The following is a 21098-nucleotide window of genomic DNA, read 5'->3' as shown; positions in this document are numbered from 1 at the left end:
CTTGACACACGGTGAGTATCGCAGCGCCACGCCGCCGAGGGCGGCGGAGGAGCCCCGCGGGAGCCGCGAGCCAAATTTCCCAGTCGAACGTAGTAAGGCGCTCGCGCGCAGAACATATCCCAGCCTCAAGCATGTATTAAAGGAGAACCCATGGCCCCGAAGAAGAACAGCAAGTCGGCCAAGCCCGCCTCGGCTGATGACCGCAAGAAGGCGCTCGATGCCGCGCTTATGATGATCGAAAAGGATTTCGGCAAGGGCGCCATCATGCGCCTGGGCGATGAGAACCGCCCGCCGATCCAGGCCATTTCCTCCGGAAACACGGCCATCGACGTTGCCCTCGGCATCGGCGGTTTTCCCCGGGGACGCATCGTGGAGATCTACGGCCCGGAGTCCTCGGGTAAGACCACGGTCGCGCTCCACGCCATCGCGCAGGCCCAGAAGGGCGGCGGCATCGCCGCGTTCATCGATGCCGAGCACGCGCTCGACCCGGAGTATGCCCGCAAGCTCGGCGTGGACACCGATGCGCTGCTGGTCTCCCAGCCGGACACCGGCGAGCAGGCGCTCGAGATCGCGGACATGCTGGTTCGCTCCGGCGCCATCGACATCATCGTCATCGACTCCGTGGCCGCGCTGACGCCGAAGGCCGAGATCGAGGGCGAGATGGGCGATAGCCACGTTGGCCTCCAGGCCCGCCTCATGAGCCAGGCGCTGCGCAAGATGACCGGCGCGCTCTATAACTCCGGGACCACGGCCATCTTCATCAACCAGCTGCGCGAGAAGATCGGCGTCATGTTCGGCTCGCCGGAGACCACCACCGGCGGCAAGGCGCTGAAGTTCTACGCCTCCGTGCGCTGCGACGTCCGCAGGATCCAGACGCTGAAGGACGGCCAGGATGCGATCGGCAACCGCACCAAGCTGAAGGTCGTCAAGAACAAGGTCTCCCCGCCGTTCAAGATCGCCGAGTTCGACATCATGTACGGCGAGGGCATCTCCCGCGAGTCCTCGATCATCGACCTAGGCGTCGACAACGGCATCATCAAGAAGTCGGGCTCGTGGTTTACCTATGAGGGCGACCAGTTGGGCCAGGGCAAGGAGAAGGTGCGCCTGTACCTCAAGGACTCCCCGGAGCTCGCCGATGAGATCGAGCAGAAGATCTTCAAGAAGCTCGGCATCGGCGAGTACGCCAACGCCGAGGACAACGACGAGCTGACCGACGAGCCTGTGGACATGGTCCCCAACATCGACTTCGACGACGAAGACGATGAGTAGCATTCACGCGTCGGCGCCCGACCAGACCAAGCTGGAGGTGCTACGCACGGCCCTGGAGCAGTACCAGCCCGGGGCCAACCCGCTCTTCGACCGGCAGCTCGAGGAAGAAAAGGCGAAGGTGCGCAACCGGGCTCTGCTCCTGCTCGACCAGCGCGCCCGCTCCCGGGAGGAGCTGCACCGGCGCCTCGTGAAGCTGGAGTTCGAGCCCGCCCTCGTGGGCGGGGTGTTGGACGATCTCCAGCGCGCGGGGCTTATCAACGACTCCGATTTCGCCGCGGAGTGGGTTCGCCAGCGCAGCGCCCGACGCGGAAAGTCGCGCCGAGCCCTAGCCGAGGAGCTCAAGGCCAAGGGCGTCGACAGCTCGACGCGGGCGGAGGCGCTCTCCCAGATCAGCGACGCAGACGAGCAATCGACCGCCCGCGCGCTCGCTGAGAAGAAGGTTCGGTCTCTTCGCAGCGTGCCTGCAGACCGCGGCGAGTACGACAAAGTGCTGCGTCGAGTGGTGGGGATGCTCGCGCGCAGGGGCTTTGGCTCGGGACAAGCGCTGGCCGTGTCCAAGCGAGCGCTCGAGGAACGCATCGCTGAGCTGGGCGGTTAGGGGCTCCCGGCCGCTGTGATCCGGCGCGCACGGGGCGTTTAGGTATTGGCTCGAGGGAAGGCTAGAATTGGCCGACGTGCAAACATCCGCGGACGCAACAGCTATCAGCCCACTCGACAACGGCCAGGGGCGTACCTATGAGGTGCGCACCTTCGGCTGCCAGATGAACGTTCACGACTCCGAGCGCCTGTCCGGCCTGCTCGAGGACGCGGGCTACGTTCCGGCACCCGAGGGAGAAGAGGCGGACCTCGTCGTCTTCAACACCTGCGCCGTGCGCGAGAACGCCGACATGCGGCTTTATGGCACCTTGGGCCAGCTCCGGCAGGTCAAGGAGAACCATCCAGGGATGCAGATCGCCGTGGGCGGGTGCCTCGCCCAGAAGGACAAGGACGTCGTGGTGAAGAAGGCCCCGTGGGTCGATGTGGTCTTCGGCACCCACAACATCGGCTCGCTGCCCGCGCTGCTCGACCGCGCCTCCCACAACAAGAAGGCGGCGGTGGAGATCGTCGACTCCCTCGAGCAGTTTCCGTCGGTGCTCCCCGCGAAGCGCGAGTCGGCCTACGCCGGCTGGGTCTCGGTCTCCGTGGGCTGCAACAATACCTGTACCTTCTGCATCGTCCCGAGCCTGCGCGGCAAGGAGGTCGACCGACGTCCGGGCGACATCTTGGCCGAGGTCCAGGCGCTGGTCGACCAGGGAGTCTCCGAGGTGACCCTGCTGGGCCAGAACGTCAACGCCTACGGCGTGAACTTCGTTGATCCCGAGCTGGAGCGCGACCGCACCGCCTTCTCCAAACTGCTGCGCGCCTGCGGCCAGATCGAGGGCCTCGAGCGCCTGCGCTTCACCAGCCCCCACCCCGCCGAATTCACCTCCGACGTCATCGACGCCATGGCGGAGACCCCCAACGTCTGCCCGCAGCTGCACATGCCGCTGCAGTCGGGCTCCGACAAGGTGCTCAAGGAGATGCGCCGCTCCTACCGCTCGGCGAAGTTCCTCAAGATCCTCGACGAGGTTCGCTCGAAGATCCCGAACGCCTCCATCACCACCGACATCATCGTCGGCTTCCCGGGAGAGACCGAGGCGGACTTCCAGGCCACCCTCGACGTCGTGGAAAAGGCCCGGTTCACCAGCGCCTACACCTTCCAGTACAGCCCGCGCCCCGGCACCCCGGCCGCAGACTACGAGAACCAGATCCCGAAGGAAGTGGTCCAGGAGCGCTACGAGCGCCTGCTCGCGCTCCAGGAGCGCATCAGCCTGGAGGAGAACCAGAAGCTCGTCGGCGGAGAAGTGGAGCTCCTCGTCCAGGCGGGCGGAGGCCGCAAGAACAGCGAGACCCACCGCATGACCGGGCGCTCGCGCGACGGCAGGCTCGTGCACTTTAAGCCCGAGGGCGCAATCGACGGCGAAATCCGCCCCGGCGACATGGTCACGGTTCGCCTCACCGAAGCCGCACCGCACTTCCTCCTGGCGGACGAGGGCGTGCTGAGCCATCGCAGGACCAAGGCCGGCGACAATTCGGAGCTGGGCAAGGTTCCCACGACGGCGCCGGTGGGCGTCGGCCTAGGCCTGCCGCGCATCGGGGCACCGGCGGCCAAGCCCGCGGCGGACGCCTGCGGCTGCTAGTAGTATCGACGAAGCGGGCCCTTGACGACCCCACCTAAGCTGCATCTTTAAGGAAAGAAGATTCCACGTGGAGAATTCACAAAGCGTCGAGAACACCCGGTCGCTCGCCCGGAGCGAGCGGAAGGCCAATTCGCGGGTGGAGCTGGGCTCTTACGCCAAGTTCATGATCATCGCCTTCGGCGCCTTCCTCGTCTCGCTGGCGCTCCCACACTCGGGGGGAGTCAAGGGCCTCGACGTCTTGTTCCTCACCTCGGAGTCTCACGCGGGCGGGACCAAGGTCGCGGAGTACGTCTTCGTGATCCTAGGCAGCCTCGCGCTCATCGTCTTCAACGGGCTGCTGCTTATCACCAAGCGCACCGTCTTCGCCAACATCAGCTTCCTGCTCTCCGGAATGGCGCTGTTGACCAGCCTCTTCGGCCTGTGGATGCGCATGCAGAGCGCAGAAACCCAGGGCGAGGCGGGCGTGAGCTACGGCTTCTACCTCGAGGTCTTCGCCGTGATCCTTCAGGTCTACGCGCTCAGCTGCACGGTGCTCGCCAGGAGCGACGAGCAAAAGGAGCTGGCGGCGAAGCGTGCGGCCGACGAGAACCTCGACGAGGTGGGCTACGCCCAGCGCTCCGCGCTCGTGAGCCGACAGCTCAACACCTCGGACACCAACCCGCTGCTCGTCGACGACCGCCGCAAGAAGGCCGCGGAAAAGCGCAAGCATCACTAGGCGCTTGCAGCCTACAAAGAAGTGGCCCCGGACCGATCGGTTCGGGGCCACTGTCACGTGCTAGAGGTCGTTGACGGCCTGGCTGGCGGCGTCCGCCCACTCCTGCCACTGCGCTGCCTGCGCGCGCAGCTCCTCGGCCTTCTTGGTGTTGCCCTTGGCCTCCATGGCCTCCGCTTGCGCCTCGAAGTCCTTCACCTTGGCCACGAACTGGGCCGCGCGGGCCTGCGCCTCGGGGTCGGTGCGGCGCCACTGGGCGTTGGCGGCGCTTTCCACGCGCTCCTCGATGGCCTGGATCTTGTCCTCGAACTCGCGCACGCGGTTGCGCGGCACGTACCCGATCTCCTCCCACTTCTGCTGCAGCTCGCGGAGCTTGGCGCGAGCCTCGTCAAGGCCGGAGGCCGGGTCGATCTGCGGGTCGTACTCCTTGAGCAGCGCCAGCTTGGCGTCCGCGTTGGCCTCGAACTCGCGATCGCGCTGGTCGTTGAGGGCGTTGCGGGCATTGAAGAAGTGGTCCTGTGCGGCCTTGAACGCTGCCCAGAGCTTGTCGTCGATGTCGCGCGGGGCGCGGCCCGCCTTCTTCCACTCGGCCATGAGATCGCGGAAGGCGCGCGCGGTCTCGTTCCACTCGGTGGAGTCCTTGAGCTGCTCGGCGCGCTCGACGAGCTCCTCCTTGAGCCGCTTCGCGGCGGCGCGGCCGCGATCGAGCTCGGCGAAGTGCGAGCCGCGGCGGCGGTTGAAGGCATCGCGGGCGCGGGAGTAGCGCTTCCACAGCGCGTCGTCGGTCTTGCGGTCGATACCGCGGATCGTCTTCCACTCCTCGAGGATGGCGCGGATGCGGTCGCCGGCGTCCTTCCAGTCGGTCGACTTTTCGGCGATCTCCTCGGCCTCCTCCGCGAGCTTCTCCTTGCGCGCGATCGCGTCCGCGCGGCGCGCCTGCTTCTCCTCCTTGGCGCGCTCGCCTGCGTCATCGGCGCCGTGAATGAGCGCGTTCAGGCGCTTCTCGACGCCCGCCACGTCGCCGATGACTGTCGCCTCGGGGAGGGAGGCGATGAGCTCTCCCGCCTGCTGCTTGATGTGCTCGGCGTCGTTCGGGTGGCTTTGCAGGCGTGCCTCAAGGAGCTCGACCTCGGTGACCAGATCCTCGAAGCGGGCGGCGTAATGGGCAAGCCCCTCGGCCGGCGTACCCGCCTGCCACGAACCGATGAGCCGCTCGCCGTCGGCGGTGATGAGGAAGACGGAACCATCCTCCGCGACGCGACCCCACTGGGACGGATCGCTGGCCTTGGCAACCTTGGCCGCCTGCGCCGCTGGCGTTCCCGGGCGAGGGCCCGGCTTCGCTCCTGGTCGTGGGCCGGGGCGCGGACCGGGCTTGGGTGCGGAAGGAGTGGTCATGTCAATGTTTCCTTATCTTCAGGGTGTCACGCGACGTGACTGCCAAAGGTAGATTCCGGGTGGAACTCCGAAGCCCCGACGCGGGGCCCAAGTTTCCTACCTAAAAGATACCGTGAAACCTCCCGGGATGTCAGCAGCAAGGGAGCACTTGCGGCGAGGCAACGTGGCACCGCGCCGCCCGGCGCGCGGTGGTGGTGTCGGGGTGCTTCGCTATAATCCGATGCATCATGACACTGCTGTTTATGCCCGGTAGCCCGGCGCTCGTTCGCGAGCTCGCCCCGAGGGTCGAGAGCGCTGCCGCCATCGTTTCCTTGCTGAGGAAGCTGATCGACGAGGCCGTACCAACTGCGATCGACATCGTCGGCGCGCGGGACGAGCATCTGCGCACAGCTCACGTGGGTTCCTTTGCCGCGTGGGGGAAAGACGTGAAGGTGGCGGCGGGGGAGTACCTGCCCGAGCTGCTCGCCTACTACGTCCTGGGAAAGCGTTGGGCGCCGCTCGTGGGTGATTCCCGCGCCCGGATCGGCGCCCCGCGCGGGGAGGCGCTCACCCTCGTGGTCCTCGACGGCAGCGCCGGTCTGACCCCCAGGGCGCCTCTATCCCTGCTGCCCGGCGCCGAGGAGGTTCACGAGTTCTGCCGGTCCCTCATCGCGGGGGAGGCCGCCGACCAGCTGCCGGAAGAAGAGCTCGAGAGGTGGCTGCGCGAAGGAGGCGTCGTGGATCCCGCGCCGTGGCTCGAGGTTGCGGCCCTGAGCAGGCGGGCGGATCTCCGGCGCCGCTGCCTCGTGTCCGAGGCCCCCCTGGGCGTCGGCCGCTACGTGGGCGTCTGGGAGGAGGAGCGATGAGCATCCGCCCGATCGCGGTGGTCGGCCCCACGGCCTCAGGCAAGTCGGGGCTCGGCATCGCGCTGGCCCACGAGCTCGACGGTGAGGTCGTCAACGTCGACTCCATGCAGCTCTACCGGGGCATGGACATCGGAACGGCGAAGGTTCCTCTGGGGGAGCGCGAGGGGATCCCGCACCACCAGCTCGACGTGTGGGAGGTGACGGAGACCGCGTCCGTCGCGCGCTTCCAGCACGACGCCATCGCGGACGTCGAGGACATCATGAGCCGCGGCAAGCGCCCAATCCTCGTGGGAGGGTCGATGCTCTATGTGCAGTCGCTTGTCGACGACTGGAAGTTTCCGCCCACGGACAAGGGGGTGCGCGCGAGGTTCGAGCAGCGGCTCAACGACGTCGGCATCGAGAGGCTGCACGCGGAGCTCGCCGACATCGACCCCGAGGCGGCCCGGATCATCGAGGATAAGGACCCGCGCCGGACGGTGCGCGCGCTCGAGGTGATCACACTCACGGGCAAGCCGTTCCAGGCGAGCCAGCCGCCGAAGGACGGCGCGCCGCGCTGGGGCACCCACATCTTCGGCCTGCGGACCGACGCGCAGTGGCTCAACCCGCGCATCGCGCTGCGCACGCAGAAGATGTTCGACTCCGGCTTCGTCGAGGAGGTAGAGCGGCTAAAGGAGGAGTCGGGGCTCGTGGCCGACTCCACTGCGGGCCGCGCGATCGGCTACGCCCAGGTGCTCGACGCGATGGAGGGCAGGCTCCCGTGGGAGGACGTCCTCGAGCGGACCATCACGGGCACCCGCCGCTACGTGCGCCGCCAGCGCAGCTGGTTTCGCAGGGACCCCAGAACGACGTGGCTGGAAGCCTCGGGCGATACCTTGACCGAGGCCATGTGGGCGCTAAGATCGGTGGAATGAATCACGAGCTGAGCGCCATCACCTTCGCCAAGGGCCACGGAACCGAGAACGACTTTGTCATTCTTCCCGACGAGAAGGCGGAGCTCACGCTCGACGCCTCGCTCGTCGCTGCCCTGTGTGACCGCCGGGCCGGAATCGGCGGCGACGGGCTGCTGCGCGTGGCCCAAGTCGGCGCGCTCCTCGACGCCGGTGTGGTGGACCAGGTCGATCCGGCGCTGTCCCGCACCGACTGGTTCATGGATTACTACAACGCCGACGGCTCCATCGCGGAGATGTGCGGCAACGGCACCCGTGTCTTCGCCCACTGGGTGTATTCCCGCGGGCTGGTGGGCGAGGCGGAGTTCCTCGTCGGCACGCGTGCCGGGGCGAAGAAGGTCACCGTCAGCGAGGCCGACCAATACCGCGCCACCGTTTCCGTGGAGATGGGCGAGGCCGCGGTCACGGGCGTGTCCTCGTGCTTTGTCGGCGAGTCGAAGTTCGCGGGCATGGGCGTGGACATGGGCAACCCGCACCTCGCCTGCGTCGTGCCGGGGCTCGATGCCGAAAGCCTCGCGGCGCTCGACCTGGTCAAGCCGCGATTCGACGAGGAGTTCTTCCCGCAGGGTGTCAACGTCGAGATCCTCACCGAGCTGAGCGACGGGACGGTTGACATGCGCGTCTACGAGCGCGGCGTGGGGGAGACCCGCAGCTGCGGCACCGGCACTGTGGCGGCCGCCCGCGCGGCGCTTGCCGACGCCGGCCAGGTCGACGGGACGGTGCGCGTTCGCATCCCGGGCGGCGAGGTGGAGGTCACCATCGCCGGCGAGGAGTCCACGCTGACCGGACCCTCGCGCATCGTCGCGGAAGGCACGGCCTGGTTCTAGGATTGGTGGGCTAGCAAGCGGGTGACCGCGGTCCGGGCGTGAATGCACGCCGGCTCGATCACGAGGGCGCCGCCCGGCGGGGCGCAGGAGTCCCACTCCTCGTCGAAAGCGCCGGAGCGCTCAATCTCATGGGAGATGGGGCACTCCGGCGCTTTCACGAAGATGGGATCGCGGATCTGGTCGACGTCGAGGACGGTTCCTCTCACCGCGCTCACGCTCAACCGGCCGTCGAGCAGGATCTGCGCGTGGAGGAGGGCGCTGATGGGGTGCTCGTGCTCGCAGGTTGCCGCCTCGATGATCCGGATTCCCGCCGCTAGCTGCCCCTTCCACGGGCATTCCTCGAACGAAGCCCGCAGGCCGTCGTGGTCGATGGCCCCCTTGCGTAGCGCGTGGCAGATGGAGACGAAGGCCGCCTCGGGCCCGTGGATGCGCCAGACATCGAGGAGCGTTCGGGCGATGCTGGTGACGCGAACGCCCGCGCGATGGATCACCTCGCGCTCGTGGACCGGGGTGTGTACCAGGCGGATCGGGGTGAGGGCTCGAGAAGCCATCCGCGCCCTCGTACCCGGCCGGTACAGCTCGATGTCGGCGGGCGCGGGATCAATCGTCCACAGCCCGTGCCAGAGCGCCGCGGAGCCGCCCACGACGACGGCGGAGGGGAAGTCCACCGCGGTGGCCGCGATGCAAACCCGGTGCCGATCCCAGCACGAGAGCGAATCGAAGTGCCGGCGGCGCGCGTAGCCGCCGCGCGAGAGCTTGACGAGTTCCCCCTGGACGCACGCGGCAAGGAAAGTACTCGGAATGTCGGCGACGTGGCGGTGATCGCGGATGTGGATCACGCCGTGCGCATTGGAAATCAGAGAGGAAAACACCACTACCCCCGTCGGTGAACACGACCACAGTGTGCGAGAAGTCACTTTATCGCAACCCGCACCCCTGTCAATCGCTGCGCCGTCGGGGGTAGTTTTCACAAACGCTGGCTAGTGGCCGCCGCAGCCGCAGCTGCCGGAACCACAGCCGCCGTCGCCGCAGCCGCCAGGGGCGACGAGGGAACCAGCCATGACGCCGGAGACCTTGAGCACGGAGTCCTTGGCCGGGAGCTCGCCCTCATCGGGCAGGCACACGTCGAAGGCGAAGGAGCCATCGACGGTCGCGTGGATGTAGCGGTCGCCGGTCAGGGCGTTGGTCCGGTAGTCGGACTCCAGCACGCGGGCGCTAAACTCCACGGCGGCGGTCGGAACCTGGGAGCCGTCGTTGATGGACTCGGCGCCAGCGGAGCGGAGCGACCCCAGCGCGTCCTCGCCGTTTTCCGCGGCGAAGGCGGCGACGTCCGGGTACCGGGTGACGTCTTGGGCGAGTGCGGTGAGCCCGATCTGCTGCCAGCGCTGCTCCGGCTCGTCGACCAGCAGTGGGCCTTGGGCCAGGTTGCAGGTCACGGTGGTCACCGGGTTGCCGTTGTAATCCACGACCTCGCACAGGGCCACGACGTCGTTGAGCATCTGCACGTGGGCGAAGGACTGGGCGACCGAGTCGAAGCCCGCGAAGGTCGCGAACGGCTCCACCGCGAGGATATTGATCTGCGCGCCGGAGGAGTCCGCGTACTGGATCAACTGCCCGCCACGGACCTCGCCGGCCACGGAGAGCTTGTTGGTGGAAATGGCGGCCTCCACGGCGTCTTGCCACTTGTCAAAGTTCATGCCTAGGCTTTGCAGATCAGTGCTCATGGGCACACATACTACGCTGAGTTTGTTGAAAACTACGCATCCGGATAAGGCCTTCCGATGGCGCGCCGTAGGCGTCGATAAGCGACGATAGAAACTTGTCGCGGGTTCGTGCAAGAATGGGGCAAAGCGCACCGCACTAGTAGAAAGAGAAGACCCAACTACACGTGGATCACACACATTCGCCCTCACGCCACAACGACCTCCTCGCCGAGGCGTTCAAGGACCACTATGACACCGTCGCAGAGCCGAAGGGAGTGGACCTCACCGGGCTTGAGGCGGTCACCGAGCACCCCGAGGGCGCGCACACGCCCACGACCGGCGAGCTCGACCTCGAGGCGCGTTCCAGCCTGAGAAGGCTCACCCGCGGCAGCGATATCCACGCCACCGACCAGGACGACGGATACGACGTCGAGTACCGCAAGCTGCGCCTCGAGCGCGTCATCCTCGTCGGCGTGTGGACCACCGGCACCACCGCGGAGATCGAGGCCACCATGCAGGAGCTCGCGGCGCTCGCCGAGACCGCGGGCTCCGAGGTCGTGGAGATGCTCTACCAGAAGCGTGACAAGCCGGACCCGGGCACCTACATCGGCTCCGGCAAGGTCGCGGAACTGAAGGACATCGTCATGTCCACCGGCGTGGACACCGTCATCTGCGACGGCGAGCTCTCGCCCGGCCAGATGATCGCGCTGGAAAAGGCGCTCGACGTCAAGGTCATCGACCGCACCATGCTCATCCTCGACATCTTCGCCCAGCACGCGAAGTCGAAGGAAGGCAAGGCGCAGGTTTCGCTGGCGCAGATGGAATACCTCATCACCCGCGTGCGCGGCTGGGGCGGGGCGCTGTCCCGGCAGGCGGGCGGCCGCGCCGGGTCGAACGGCGGCGTGGGCCTTCGCGGCCCCGGTGAGACCAAGATCGAGGCGGACCGCCGCCGCCTGCGCTCGGACATGGCCAAGCTCCGCCGCGAGATCGCGGGTATGAAGACGGCCCGAGAGGTCAAGCGCTCGCGCAGGCGGGCGTCGACGATCCCGCAGATCGCCATCGCAGGCTACACCAACGCGGGCAAGTCCTCGCTCATCAACGCGATGACCGGCGCGGGCGTGCTGGTCGAAGACGCGCTGTTCGCGACCCTGGACCCGACCACCCGCCGCGCCGAGCTCGCCGACGGACGCGCCGTGGTGTTCACCGACACCGTCGGCTTCGTCCGCCACCTGCCCACCCAGCTGGTCGAGGCCTTCCGCTCGACGCTGGAGGAGGTCGTGGAGGCGGACCTCGTGCTCCACGTCGTCGACGGCTCGGACCCGTTCCCGCTCAAGCAGATCGAGGCGGTCAACTCCGTCATCGGCGACATCGTGCGCGAGCTCGACGTGCCCGCCCCGCCGGAGATCATCGTCGTGAACAAGATCGACGCCGCGGACCCGCTGGTGCTGGCCGAGCTGCGCCACGCCCTCGACGACGTCGTCTTCGTCTCCGCGCACACCCACGAGGGCATCCCGGAGCTCGAAGCCCGGGTGGAGCTGTTCCTCAACTCGCTCGACGCCCATGTGAGCCTGCTGATCCCGTTCACCCGCGGCGACGTCGTCTCGCGCCTGCACGAGTTCGGCACCGTCCTAAGAGAGTCGTACACCGAGACCGGAACGCTCATCGACGTGCGCCTGCCGCAGGAACTGGCCGCCGAGCTGAGGGAGTTCCAGGTGGAGGCAACGCAGGAGGTCTAGCCATCGCGGCGCCGGGCCTTCTCTGGCCCAGCGCCGGTTCGAGCCAAGACGCCCGATTTCCGCACCCCGAGTGTGGGATCGGGCATCCTTTTGCGTCATTTCCGGCCCACGAGTTGAAGTTATCCGCCGTGAACTGCGATAATGCAGTTTCGTGAGTAATGCAACCTGGGGTTGGACCCTACACGGTGACGGAAAGACCATTTCTCCCGGCGCGGTGGTCGCGCCGGAAGAGCGACTGAGCTGGGGACGCACCATCGGCATCGGCATGCAACACGTCATCGCCATGTTCGGCGCCACGCTGCTCGTGCCCACGCTGACCGGCTTCCCGGTCAACACGACGCTGCTTTTCTCGGGCCTGGGCACGATGATCTTCCTGCTCCTGACCCGCAACCGGCTGCCCTCCTACCTGGGCAGCTCCTTCGGATTCATCGCCCCGCTCATGGCCTCCCAGGGCGAGGGGATCGGCGTGCAGCTCGGCGGCGTCTTCGCCGCGGGACTCACGCTCATCGCGGTGGGCTTCATCGTCAAGGCCGCGGGCAAGCGGGTCCTCGACCTAGTCATGCCTCCGGCGGTGACCGGCGCGATCGTGGCGCTCATCGGCCTCAACCTCGCTCCCAGCGCGGTGACCAACTTCCAGGCGCAGCCGCTGGTCGCCTTCGTCACCCTGGCGTCGATCCTGGTGTTCACGGTGGCTGGGCGCGGCATGCTGGCGCGCCTGGGCATCCTCATCGGCGTCATCATCGGCTGGGTGTTCGCGGCCGTGACGGGCAACCTCGCCGACGGCGCGGCGGAGACGATCAAGCAGGCGGCGTGGATCGGCCTGCCGCAGTTCCACACCCCGCAGTTTACCGTCTCCGCCGTGCTGGTCACCCTCCCGGTGGTCATCGTGCTCATCGCGGAAAACGTCGGCCACGTCAAGGCCGTGAGCGAGATGACCGGCCGCAACCTCGACGACCTCGCGGGCAACGCGCTCATCGCCGACGGCATCGGCACCACCCTCGCGGGCGGCTTCGGCGGCTCGGGCACGACCACCTACGCGGAGAACATCGGCGTCATGGCCGCCACCCGCGTCTACTCCACCGCTGCCTACTGGGTGGCGGCGCTGACCGCCGTGGTGCTGGCGTTCATCCCGAAGTTCGGCGCGCTCATCTTCACCATCCCGACGGGCGTGCTCGGCGGCGCGGCGCTCGTCCTCTACGGCCTCATCGGCATGCTGGGCGTGCGCATCTGGCAGGACAACCACGTCAACTTCAACAACCCGGTCAACCTCACGGCGGCCGCCGTAGCGCTGGTCGCGGGCATCGGCAACCTCACGCTCACCGTCTTCGGCGTGGAGCTGGAAGGCATCGCGTGGGGCTCGGTGGGCATCATCGTGGTCTACCCGCTGCTCAACAAGCTCTACCGCACGATCGGGGAGGGGCAGCACCTGCCGAAGTAGCCCGGGCTATCCTCGGGGGCATGAACGTCTCAGTAGCCTCCCACCCGTCGTTTCACGTCCTCGGTCGCAGCAGGAAGCTCGCGGCCGAGGACTTCGGCGTCTTTAGCGCGGTCGTGCGCGAGGAGCTCGCGCGTCTGCTGGCCTCCGCCGGCCACGAGGTGAGTGAGTTTCGCACGGTCTACTTCGGTGCCCCCGGGCGCTCGCTCGAGGTCGCGGTGACCGTTGTCGTCGATGCTTTGCTTTCCGACGCCAAGGCGATCGTTGACGCCGATCCCGAGCACGCCCCCGAGCTGACCGAGTTCCCCGCCAAGCGCGTGTGGCGGGCCGAGTGGTCGGGCCCGCGGGAGGAGATCGGCGACGCCTGGCAGCGCTTCGGCGAGGCGGTGCTCGCCGCGGGCGGGTCGCTGGGGCAGCTCGCTTGGGAGGACGAGGCCCAAGGCCCGGCCGCGGAGACCCGCTCCGTCACCATGTTCTGGGCGGAGGCTTAGGCCTCGAAGGGAGCGTAGGTGGCCAGGATGTTGCCCCTCTCGGTGGCCTTCGCGCTCAGGAGCTTCAGACGCGTGGTAGCAAGCCCGTCGAAGAGCCCGGCCCCGGAGCCGGCGATCACCGGGTGGATGATGAGCGTCAGCTCGTCGATAAGCCCCGCCTCGACGAGCTGCCGGACGACGGACAAGGAACCCTGCACGGCGATGGTCCCTCCCTCGCTGCTTTTCAGCTCCCGGACGAAGGCCACGAGGTCGCCCTCGATGAGCTCGGAGTTGGCCCAGGTGATGTCCTCGGGCGCGAGCGTGCGGCTGGCGACGAACTTCCGGGTCTTGTTGATGAAGGGGCCGAAGTAGGGGTCGGCCTCGGGGCCGCTGAACGCCTGCGCCCACTCCTGGTAGGTCACCCGGCCCAGGATGTTGGTGTCGATGGAGGCGATGGCCTCGCTCATGAGGCGGGCTAGGTCGTCGTCGAAGGAATCGAATTGGAAGGTGTTGGGGGCCTCGGCGACGCCGTTGACGGAGTAGAAGAGGGTGGTGATGAGCTTGCGCGGCATCGTGGTTTCGGGTTAAGTAGCAAAAAGTGTGTCTAGATTTTGGCGTTAGCGCTGGTCAAGCTACTTAAGTCGGTCTGGAATAACGTTTCGATCGTTATTCCAGGCTGTTTTTCGTTCAATCCACGGTTTCAAAACCGGTTGTGGTATCGGGGCGTTGGTTGACTTTTCCTGTAACCACAAACCGACCCCGATGTCCTGTTTGTGCAGGACCAATGAAGAAAAGCGGCACAACCGTATCCGGCACCGAGTGCTGGCGAAATGAAGATCCTGGCTGTGGCAACCAGACCACACGAAAACGCCGCGACAGGCCACCCAGCCTGTCTACGACAGCCCTATCCCAACCGAGTACAGCCACTCCATAGGGATCAGAAAAGGCCACATCAACTAACCCAGTGCGCCCAGTCCGCGACACGCCGACCGGACACACTTTTTGCTACTTAACCCGTGGTTTCCTCACGGGGAGCAGGGATAGAAAAAGGCGCCGGGGCAGAGCGTCCCAGCGCCTAGGAAGTTATAAGGAAGTGGTGGCGAATTACTCCGCGTCCAGGTCCTTCTCGATGAGGGCGGCGATCTTCTCGACGGCCTCAGCGTTGTCGGAGGTGACGGTGACCTTGTCACCGTGCTCGGCACCCAGTGCCATGATCATCAGGGAGGAGGCGGCATCGGTCTCGTCGTCCTCTTCACCCTCGAGGGAGAGGAAGATGTCATCATCGTACTCGCCAGCGGCCTCGGCGATGATGGATGCAGGACGTGCGTGCAGGCCGACAGCGGAGCCGACGACGACGGTCTTGGAAGCCATAAGATGGTCCTTTCCTTTGGCTGAATGTTTCAGCGAGTTATGAATTGTTGATCGGGCACTTCGGTGCTAAACAACCTATGCCCGATTCTAGGCAAAGCCCGGGAGGTTTGCCACAAAAAGTAGACATTTCCTGTGGGAAAATCTGTGATTTGTAGCGCTTATTTCTGATTGGGTTCGGTTTTGTCGCGTTAGGGCCGTGACCTGTGTGTTGGGGAAGGCTCAAAGACGAACTCGCCGACCGCGGGGAGCGGATCGGCGAGTCGTAGTGGGCAGAGCGCGTGCTACGCGGCGACCTTCTGAGCCTCGGCCTTGGCGGCCTCGGCCTGGATGGTCTTGTTCGGCCAGAACTGCTTGAACATGATGACCGCGACGGTGGACACCGCGATGCCAGCCAGCAGGGCGACGATCCAGCCCCACAGCGGGTCGATGGCGAAGAAGACGAAGATACCGCCGTGAGGAGCGCGGGAGCCGACGCCGAAGAGCATTGACAGAGCGCCGGTGGTGGCGCCACCGAGCATCATGGACGGGATCACGCGGAACGGGTCAGCAGCGGCGAACGGGATGGCGCCCTCGGAGACGAAGGACAGGCCCAGCAGCCACGCGGACTTGCCGTTTTCCTGCTCCGCCGGGGTGAACAGGTTCTTGCGCAGGAAGGTGGCCAGGGACATAGCGATCGGCGGAACCATGCCGGCTGCCATGACGGCGGCCATGATCTGCAGGGAGGCCTGGTCGCCGGTGGACAGGCCAGCGGTAGCGAACAGGTAGGCCGCCTTGTTGACGGGGCCGCCCAGGTCGAAGCACATCATGAGGCCCAGGATGATGCCGAGGACCACGGCGGAGGAGCCGGACATGCTAGACAGCCAGTTCTGCAGACCGGTCATGATGGACTCCAGCGGGCGTCCCAGCAGCAGGAACATGAGCAGGCCGACGATGAGCGAGGTCAGAAGCGGGATGATCACAACCGGCATGAGGGAGGCGACCATGCGGTTGACCTTCCAGGAGCCGATCCAGTGGGCGATGAAGCCAGCGAGCAGGCCGGTGATGAGGCCGCCGATGAAGCCTGCGCCGAGGGTGACGGAGATGGCACCGCCGACGAAGCCTGGTGCGATGCCGGGGCGTCCGGCCATGGCGTAGGCGATGTAGCCGGACAGGGCCGCGACGATGAAGCCCATCGCCGCCTGGCCGGTCGCGAAGAGGACGGCGCCGATGTAGAGCAGGAAGCCGGAGCGCTCGAAGGTCATCTCTGCACCGTCGACCATGACGGTGTGGCCCGGCAGGTCGGTGAGGCTAAAGCCGGTGGCGATCGCCTTCCAGCCGTTGGCCATGTCGTAGCCGCCGAACAGGAAGCCCAGGGCTAGGAGCAGACCGCCAGCCGCGACGAAGGGGACCATGTAGGACACGCCGGTCATGACGGACTGCTGGATGCGCTTGCCCACGGACAGGCCCTCGCCCTCTTCCGCGGTGCTGGAGGCGGCCTGCGCGGTGCCGGCCACGCGGCGGGCGTTCGGGTTCTTGGAGGCCGCGATGGCCTCGTCGATCATCTGGACCGGCTCGTTAATCGCGCGCTTGACGCCGGACTCGATGACCGGTTTGCCAGCGAAGCGCTCGCGGTCCTTGACTCCCACGTCGGTGGCGAAGATGACGGCGTCGGCGGCCTCGATGACGGCCGGGTCCAGAGGGGTGACCGAGGAGGAGCCCTGGGTCTCGACGACGAGCTCGACGTCGTCGCGCTTCTCGGCGGTTTGGGTCAGCGAGTCGGCCGCCATGTAGGTGTGGGCGATGCCGGTCGGGCAGGCGGTGATGGCCACGATCTTGGTCACGCCAGCCTTGGCCGGTGCCGCAGCCTCAGCCGCGGCGGGTGCGGCCTTCTTCTTCGGCGCCGCGTTGACGACGTCGGTGACGAGGGTGACGATCTCCTCCTCCGAGGAGGCGTTGCGCAGGGCGTCGGTGAAGTCCTGGCGAACCAGCGCGCGCGCCAGCTTGGACAGGATCTTCAGGTGCTCCTTGCCGCCGCCAGCGGGGGCCGCGATGAGGAAGACGATGTTGGCGTCGCCGTCGGGGCCGCCGAAGTCAACCGCGCGGGACAGGCGGGCGAAGCCCAGGGTCGGCTCGGTCACGGCCTCGGAACGGCAGTGAGGGATGGCGATTCCGCCGGGGACGCCGGTGGGGGACTTGGCCTCGCGGGCAAGCGCGTCGGCGGCGAGGGTTTCGACGGGGGCGGCGCGGCCAGCATCGGCGACGACGCCAGCAAGGGAGGTAATGACCTCCTGCTTGTCGGCGCCCAAGTCGGCATCGAGCCGCACCAACTTCGTGTTGATAATAGATTCGGACATGATTCCCTGAATCCTTCGATAGTAGGTGGCCTCAAGCATCTACTACCAGCTTGTGGCCTTTGTTAGTGAGGATGAAGTTGTGGTCAGAACACTTCTTCGACCGAAGTCTCGGCCAGGTTGATTTGTTCTGGGGTCGGGATGGTGGTTCCGGGCAGGGAGGCCGCCGCCGTTCCGTACGCCACGCCCTGCTTCAGGCTGTCGGCGAGGGAAAGTCCACGGACCCGTCCCATGATGAATCCTGCTAGGGTGCAGTCACCCGCGCCAACCGTGGAAACGGCAACGCACGGGGGAGGGGTGGCCTTGAACGCCTGATCCGCGGTGACCAGCACCGCGCCGGCGGCGCCCAGGGTGACGAGGACCGTTTCCACACCCAGCTCGATGGCCTTGCGGGCGGCCTCGATGACCGGGGTGAAGTTGCCCTTCTCCGCCTGGTCCTCCAAGGCCTGCCCGTCGACACCGACCAGCTGCCCGAGCTCCAGCCCGTTGGGCTTGATGAGCGACGGGGCGGCGGTGTGAAAATTCTCACCGAGGGCGACCAGCGGGGCATCGGAGGTATCCACCGCGATGTTGAGCGCTGGGTTGTGCTGGCGCAGCAGCGCGACCAGCCGGGCGTACCAGTCCACCGGGGCCCCCGGGGGCAAGGAGCCCGCGAGGACGACCCAGCTTGCGTCGTCGTAGTGCTGGACGAGGGCCTCCTCGACCTTGGCGATCACGGCCTCGTCGAGGGTGGCGCCGCGGCCGTTGACCTTGGTGGTGGTGCCGTCGGGCTCCGTGATGGCGGTGTTGACGCGCACGGGCAGCGGGACCTGAACGCTCTCGAAGGGCACCTCCACCTGGCGCAGCAGGTCGAGGAAGGTGTCGCGCTCGGCGGCGGGGAAGAGCGCGAGGCTATCCAGGCCAGCGCGCAGGACGGCGAGGGAAACGTTGACTCCCTTGCCACCGGCGACGGACTCAGAGCTGGATACTCGCTGGACCTCGCCCCGCTTGAGCGGGTGGGGGATGGACAGCGTCGTGTCGATGCTGGGGTTGGGTGTGAGTGTGAGAATCACGGGATCACCAGTCTTGTGTGGGTTGGAAGCAACGCGTCTTCCAACGACTTCGGAGCGTTGCGATCGCTAATGATCGCCTCCACGTCGTCGGGCATTGCAAAAGTGAGTGTGGAATCCTTGGAAATCTTTGCGGAGTCGCACAGGACGACCGAGAAGTTCGCCTGGTTGATGATGAGCTTTTTGATCTCCGCCTCGCGGGAGTCGGAGGTGGTAAAACCCCGCTCTAGGCTGAAGCCGCTGGTTCCGAGGAAGGCGATGTCCGCGCGGAGGACGCGAAGCTCGTCTTGCGCCCTCGGACCTACGATCGCTTGGGTCCGCGGCTTGACGGTGCCGCCGATCATGCTCACGTGCGGCACGCCAGCTGAGGCGAGCGACTTCGCGATGTTCGGTGATGTTGTAACAACTGACCAATCCTGGCCGAGGTAGTTCCTCGCCAGCACGTTCGCGAAGGCCTCGGTGGTCGACCCGGCGTCGATGAGCATCGACGCGTGCGGGCCGGGGATGAGGCTCAAGGCCTTCTGTCCGATGGACTGCTTGCGGCGCTGCGACTGGTGAACCGGAAGCTCATCGTCGTCATCGACCGCGAGTAGGTCCGCGTGATTGCTTGGCGCGCCAATGACCGCACCGCCGTGGACGCGGCGGAGCAGGCCTTGGCTCTCCAAGACCTTGAGGTCGCGCCGAATGGTCTCCGGCGTGACGTCGAATTGGGCTGCGAGATCGGAGACCGAGCAGCGGCCCAATTCCCGAGTGAGGGCAACGATTGTTGACTGCCTGTGCTGTACCTCAGCGACTGTGGCCATCGTCACCTCCTACCGTGCAATGTCCCATTTCTCAGGGCGGGTGCCTGATTTCTCGGAATCTTCCGAGGAAATAATGGGTTTTCTTTCATGAGTAGAACCCAAAATGTTGGTTCTATCCCTAAATTTATGCCCATTTCTTTTTGGTTGTCAACATTTTGTTGTCTGATTTGTTGCGAGAATGTGGATTTTGTGGTGATGTAGAGGGAAGAAATAAACCATCTGTGAAGACAGGGGAAATACGTTGGAAAACGTGACCAAAGACACTGTTATCAAGGGTACGGCTGTCGTTCCTGGTGTTCGCTACGCCAAGGCAGTCTGGATCAGCCCCCGACCGGAGCTTCCGCAGGCGGGCGAGGTCGTCGACGAGGCCCAGCGCGAGGCTGAGCTCGAACGCTTCATCACCGCCGCAGATGCCGTCGCCGCCCGCCTGCTGGATCGCTCCTCCAAGGCGCAGGGCGCTGCCGCGGAAGTCCTCAAGGCAACCGCAGGCATGGTCAGCGACCGCGGCTGGCGCAAGGCAGTAAGGAAGGGCATCCAGGGCGGCCATCCGGCCGAGTACGCCGTGGTTGCCGCAACCACCAAGTTTGTCACCATGTTCGAGGCTGCCGGCGGTGTCATGGCCGAGCGCACCACCGACCTCCGCGACATCCGCGACCGCGTCATCGCGGAGCTGCGCGGGGAGCCGGAGCCGGGCCTGCCCGACGTCGAGGGGCCCGTGGTCCTCTTCGCCGACGACCTCTCGCCGGCGGATACCGCAGCGCTGAACACGGACCTGTTCGTCGGACTGGTCACCGAGCTCGGCGGCCCGACCAGCCACACCGCCATCATCGCTCGCCAGCTCAACGTCCCCTGCATCGTCGCGGTGGGCGCCAAGCTGAAGGACATCAAGGCGGGCGAGCCGGTGCTTGTCGACGGCTCTCTCGGCACCGTCACCCTGGGCTCCGACCCGGAGGTGGCCAAGCTGGCCGAGCAGGAGTCCAAGATGCTCGCCGAGCGTATCGCCCAGTGGCGCGGCCCGGCCCAGACCAAGGATGGCCACCGCGTCCAGCTGCTGGCGAACGTCCAGGACGGCAAGGCTGCGCGCATCGCCGCGACCGAGTCCCAGGCAGAGGGCATCGGCCTCTTCCGCACCGAGATGTGCTTCCTCACCGCCACCGAGGAGCCGAGCGTGGAGGAGCAGGCAGCGGTGTACAAGAAGGTGCTCGAGCAGTTCCCGCACTCCAAGGTCGTCGTCCGATCCCTCGACGCCGGTTCCGACAAGCCGGTCGCGTTCGCGTCCATGGCGGACGAGATGAACCCGGCCCTGGGCGTCCGCGGCCTTCGCGTCGCCCGCGCCAACGAGGACCTGCTCACCCGCCAGCTCGACGCTATCGCGCTGGCTGCCAAGGAGCTGGGCCGCGACGAGAACTCGCCCACTTGGGTCATGGCACCGATGGTCGCCACCGCCCGCGAGGCGAAGTGGTTCGCGGGCCTGTGCGCCGAGCGCAACCTCACCGCGGGCGCGATGATCGAGGTGCCCGCCGCCTCGCTCATGGCCGACAAGCTGATGCCGTACCTCGACTTCGTCTCCATCGGCACCAACGACCTGACCCAGTACACCATGGCTGCCGACCGTATGTCCCCGCAGCTGGCGTACCTCACTGACCCGTGGCAGCCCGCGGTGCTTCGCCTCATCTCGCACACCTGTAAGGAAGGCAAGCGCTTCAACACCGCCGTGGGCGTGTGCGGCGAGGCCGCTGCCGACCCGCTGCTCGCGTGCGTGCTGACAGGCCTTGGCGTCAACTCGCTGTCCGCCGCATCCACCGCCATCGCCGGCGTAGGCGCGCAGCTGGCAGCCGTCGACCTCGAGACCTGCCAGAAGGCAGCCGAGGCGGCGCTCGACGCCGAGGGTGCCACCGAGGCCCGCGCCGCCGTTCGCGCGGTCATCCAGCCGAGCTAAGCAACGCGCAAAGCCGGTCGCTCCCTTCTATGCAAGAGGGGAACGACC

General features: G+C 66.6%; 19 protein-coding genes. 11 read left to right on the top strand and 8 right to left on the bottom strand.

The window, feature by feature from the left end; genetic code table 11:
* Nucleotides 1-150 precede the first annotated feature (150 nt).
* From recA to B843_RS08170, 4 genes are all read left to right on the top strand, one after another.
* On the top strand, nt 151-1269 hold the full coding sequence (gene recA, locus B843_RS08185) for a recombinase RecA (protein WP_025253022.1): 1119 nt from the start codon (nt 151-153) through the stop codon (nt 1267-1269).
* A complete protein-coding gene (gene recX, locus B843_RS08180) occupies nt 1262-1867 on the top strand; it encodes a recombination regulator RecX (RefSeq protein ID WP_025253021.1) in 606 nt (201 codons plus the stop codon). The genes recA and recX overlap by 8 nt, the downstream gene beginning before the upstream one ends.
* A 76-nt stretch (nt 1868-1943) precedes the next feature.
* Complete coding sequence (gene miaB, locus B843_RS08175) at nt 1944-3488, top strand: tRNA (N6-isopentenyl adenosine(37)-C2)-methylthiotransferase MiaB (protein ID WP_169729843.1); 1545 nt, start codon at nt 1944-1946, stop codon at nt 3486-3488.
* A 67-nt stretch (nt 3489-3555) separates the two neighbouring features.
* Nucleotides 3556-4203: an Rv2732c family membrane protein gene (locus tag B843_RS08170; protein WP_025253019.1), complete on the top strand. Its 648-nt coding sequence runs from the start codon at nt 3556-3558 to the stop codon at nt 4201-4203.
* A gap of 60 nt (nt 4204-4263) precedes the next feature.
* Here B843_RS08170 and B843_RS08165 read toward each other — a convergent pair whose 3' ends face one another.
* Nucleotides 4264-5595 (bottom strand): DUF349 domain-containing protein, encoded by a 1332-nt coding sequence (locus B843_RS08165; protein WP_025253018.1) that lies wholly within the window; start codon nt 5593-5595, stop codon nt 4264-4266.
* A 227-nt stretch (nt 5596-5822) separates the two neighbouring features.
* Here B843_RS08165 and B843_RS08160 point away from each other — a divergent pair, with 227 nt between their 5' ends.
* From B843_RS08160 to dapF, 3 genes are read left to right on the top strand one after another with little or no spacing between them, the layout of a single operon-like run.
* Entirely contained in the window at nt 5823-6440 is a 618-nt protein-coding gene (locus tag B843_RS08160) for a hypothetical protein (RefSeq protein WP_025253017.1), read from the top strand.
* Entirely contained in the window at nt 6437-7351 is a 915-nt protein-coding gene (miaA, locus tag B843_RS08155) for a tRNA (adenosine(37)-N6)-dimethylallyltransferase MiaA (protein ID WP_038595401.1), read from the top strand. Before B843_RS08160 ends, miaA begins: the two co-directional genes overlap by 4 nt.
* The gene (gene dapF, locus B843_RS08150) at nt 7348-8214 is read left to right on the top strand and encodes a diaminopimelate epimerase (RefSeq protein WP_025253015.1); all 867 of its coding nucleotides are present in this window, start codon (nt 7348-7350) and stop codon (nt 8212-8214) included. The genes miaA and dapF overlap by 4 nt, the downstream gene beginning before the upstream one ends.
* Here dapF and B843_RS08145 read toward each other — a convergent pair.
* On the bottom strand, nt 8211-9053 hold the full coding sequence (locus tag B843_RS08145; RefSeq protein ID WP_155895128.1) for a hypothetical protein: 843 nt from the start codon (nt 9051-9053) through the stop codon (nt 8211-8213). The two genes, dapF and B843_RS08145, sit on opposite strands and share 4 nt — an antisense overlap.
* 141 nt (nt 9054-9194) lie before the next feature.
* Entirely contained in the window at nt 9195-9938 is a 744-nt protein-coding gene (locus B843_RS08140) for a hypothetical protein (RefSeq protein WP_025253013.1), read from the bottom strand.
* 164 nt (nt 9939-10102) lie between these two features.
* On the opposite strand from B843_RS08140, the gene hflX reads away from it, so the two are divergent.
* From hflX to B843_RS08125, 3 genes are all read left to right on the top strand, one after another.
* The gene (gene hflX / locus B843_RS08135; protein WP_025253012.1) at nt 10103-11653 is read left to right on the top strand and encodes a GTPase HflX; all 1551 of its coding nucleotides are present in this window, start codon (nt 10103-10105) and stop codon (nt 11651-11653) included.
* Nucleotides 11654-11804: 151 nt separating this feature from the next.
* The gene (locus B843_RS08130) at nt 11805-13091 is read left to right on the top strand and encodes a uracil-xanthine permease family protein (protein ID WP_025253011.1); all 1287 of its coding nucleotides are present in this window, start codon (nt 11805-11807) and stop codon (nt 13089-13091) included.
* Nucleotides 13092-13111: 20 nt separating this feature from the next.
* Nucleotides 13112-13579, top strand: coding sequence for a hypothetical protein (locus B843_RS08125; protein WP_025253010.1), 468 nt, complete (start codon nt 13112-13114; stop codon nt 13577-13579).
* On the opposite strand, the gene B843_RS08120 is transcribed toward B843_RS08125, so the two are convergent.
* The 5 genes from B843_RS08120 to B843_RS08100 form a co-directional block, all read right to left on the bottom strand.
* A complete protein-coding gene (locus B843_RS08120; RefSeq protein WP_025253009.1) occupies nt 13576-14130 on the bottom strand; it encodes a dihydrofolate reductase family protein in 555 nt (184 codons plus the stop codon). The genes B843_RS08125 and B843_RS08120 overlap by 4 nt on opposite strands.
* A 532-nt stretch (nt 14131-14662) precedes the next feature.
* Nucleotides 14663-14929, bottom strand: coding sequence for an HPr family phosphocarrier protein (locus tag B843_RS08115; protein ID WP_025253008.1), 267 nt, complete (start codon nt 14927-14929; stop codon nt 14663-14665).
* Nucleotides 14930-15210: 281 nt separating this feature from the next.
* Nucleotides 15211-17262, bottom strand: coding sequence for a PTS fructose transporter subunit IIABC (locus B843_RS08110; protein ID WP_025253007.1), 2052 nt, complete (start codon nt 17260-17262; stop codon nt 15211-15213).
* An 83-nt stretch (nt 17263-17345) separates the two neighbouring features.
* Entirely contained in the window at nt 17346-18311 is a 966-nt protein-coding gene (locus B843_RS08105) for a 1-phosphofructokinase family hexose kinase (RefSeq protein WP_025253006.1), read from the bottom strand.
* Complete coding sequence (locus tag B843_RS08100) at nt 18308-19111, bottom strand: DeoR/GlpR family DNA-binding transcription regulator (RefSeq protein WP_025253005.1); 804 nt, start codon at nt 19109-19111, stop codon at nt 18308-18310. The genes B843_RS08105 and B843_RS08100 overlap by 4 nt, the downstream gene beginning before the upstream one ends.
* Nucleotides 19112-19352: 241 nt before the next feature.
* Here B843_RS08100 and ptsP point away from each other — a divergent pair, with 241 nt between their 5' ends.
* Nucleotides 19353-21050, top strand: a complete 1698-nt coding sequence (gene ptsP, locus B843_RS08095) for a phosphoenolpyruvate--protein phosphotransferase (RefSeq protein WP_025253004.1) — start codon at nt 19353-19355, stop codon at nt 21048-21050.
* The last annotated feature ends 48 nt before the right edge of the window (nt 21051-21098 follow it).

The sequence above is a fragment of the Corynebacterium vitaeruminis DSM 20294 genome (genome assembly GCF_000550805.1).
Lineage (GTDB): Bacteria > Actinomycetota > Actinomycetes > Mycobacteriales > Mycobacteriaceae > Corynebacterium > Corynebacterium vitaeruminis.
Note: the sequence above shows the minus strand (reverse complement) of the source record. Positions and strands in the feature narration are given on the sequence as shown.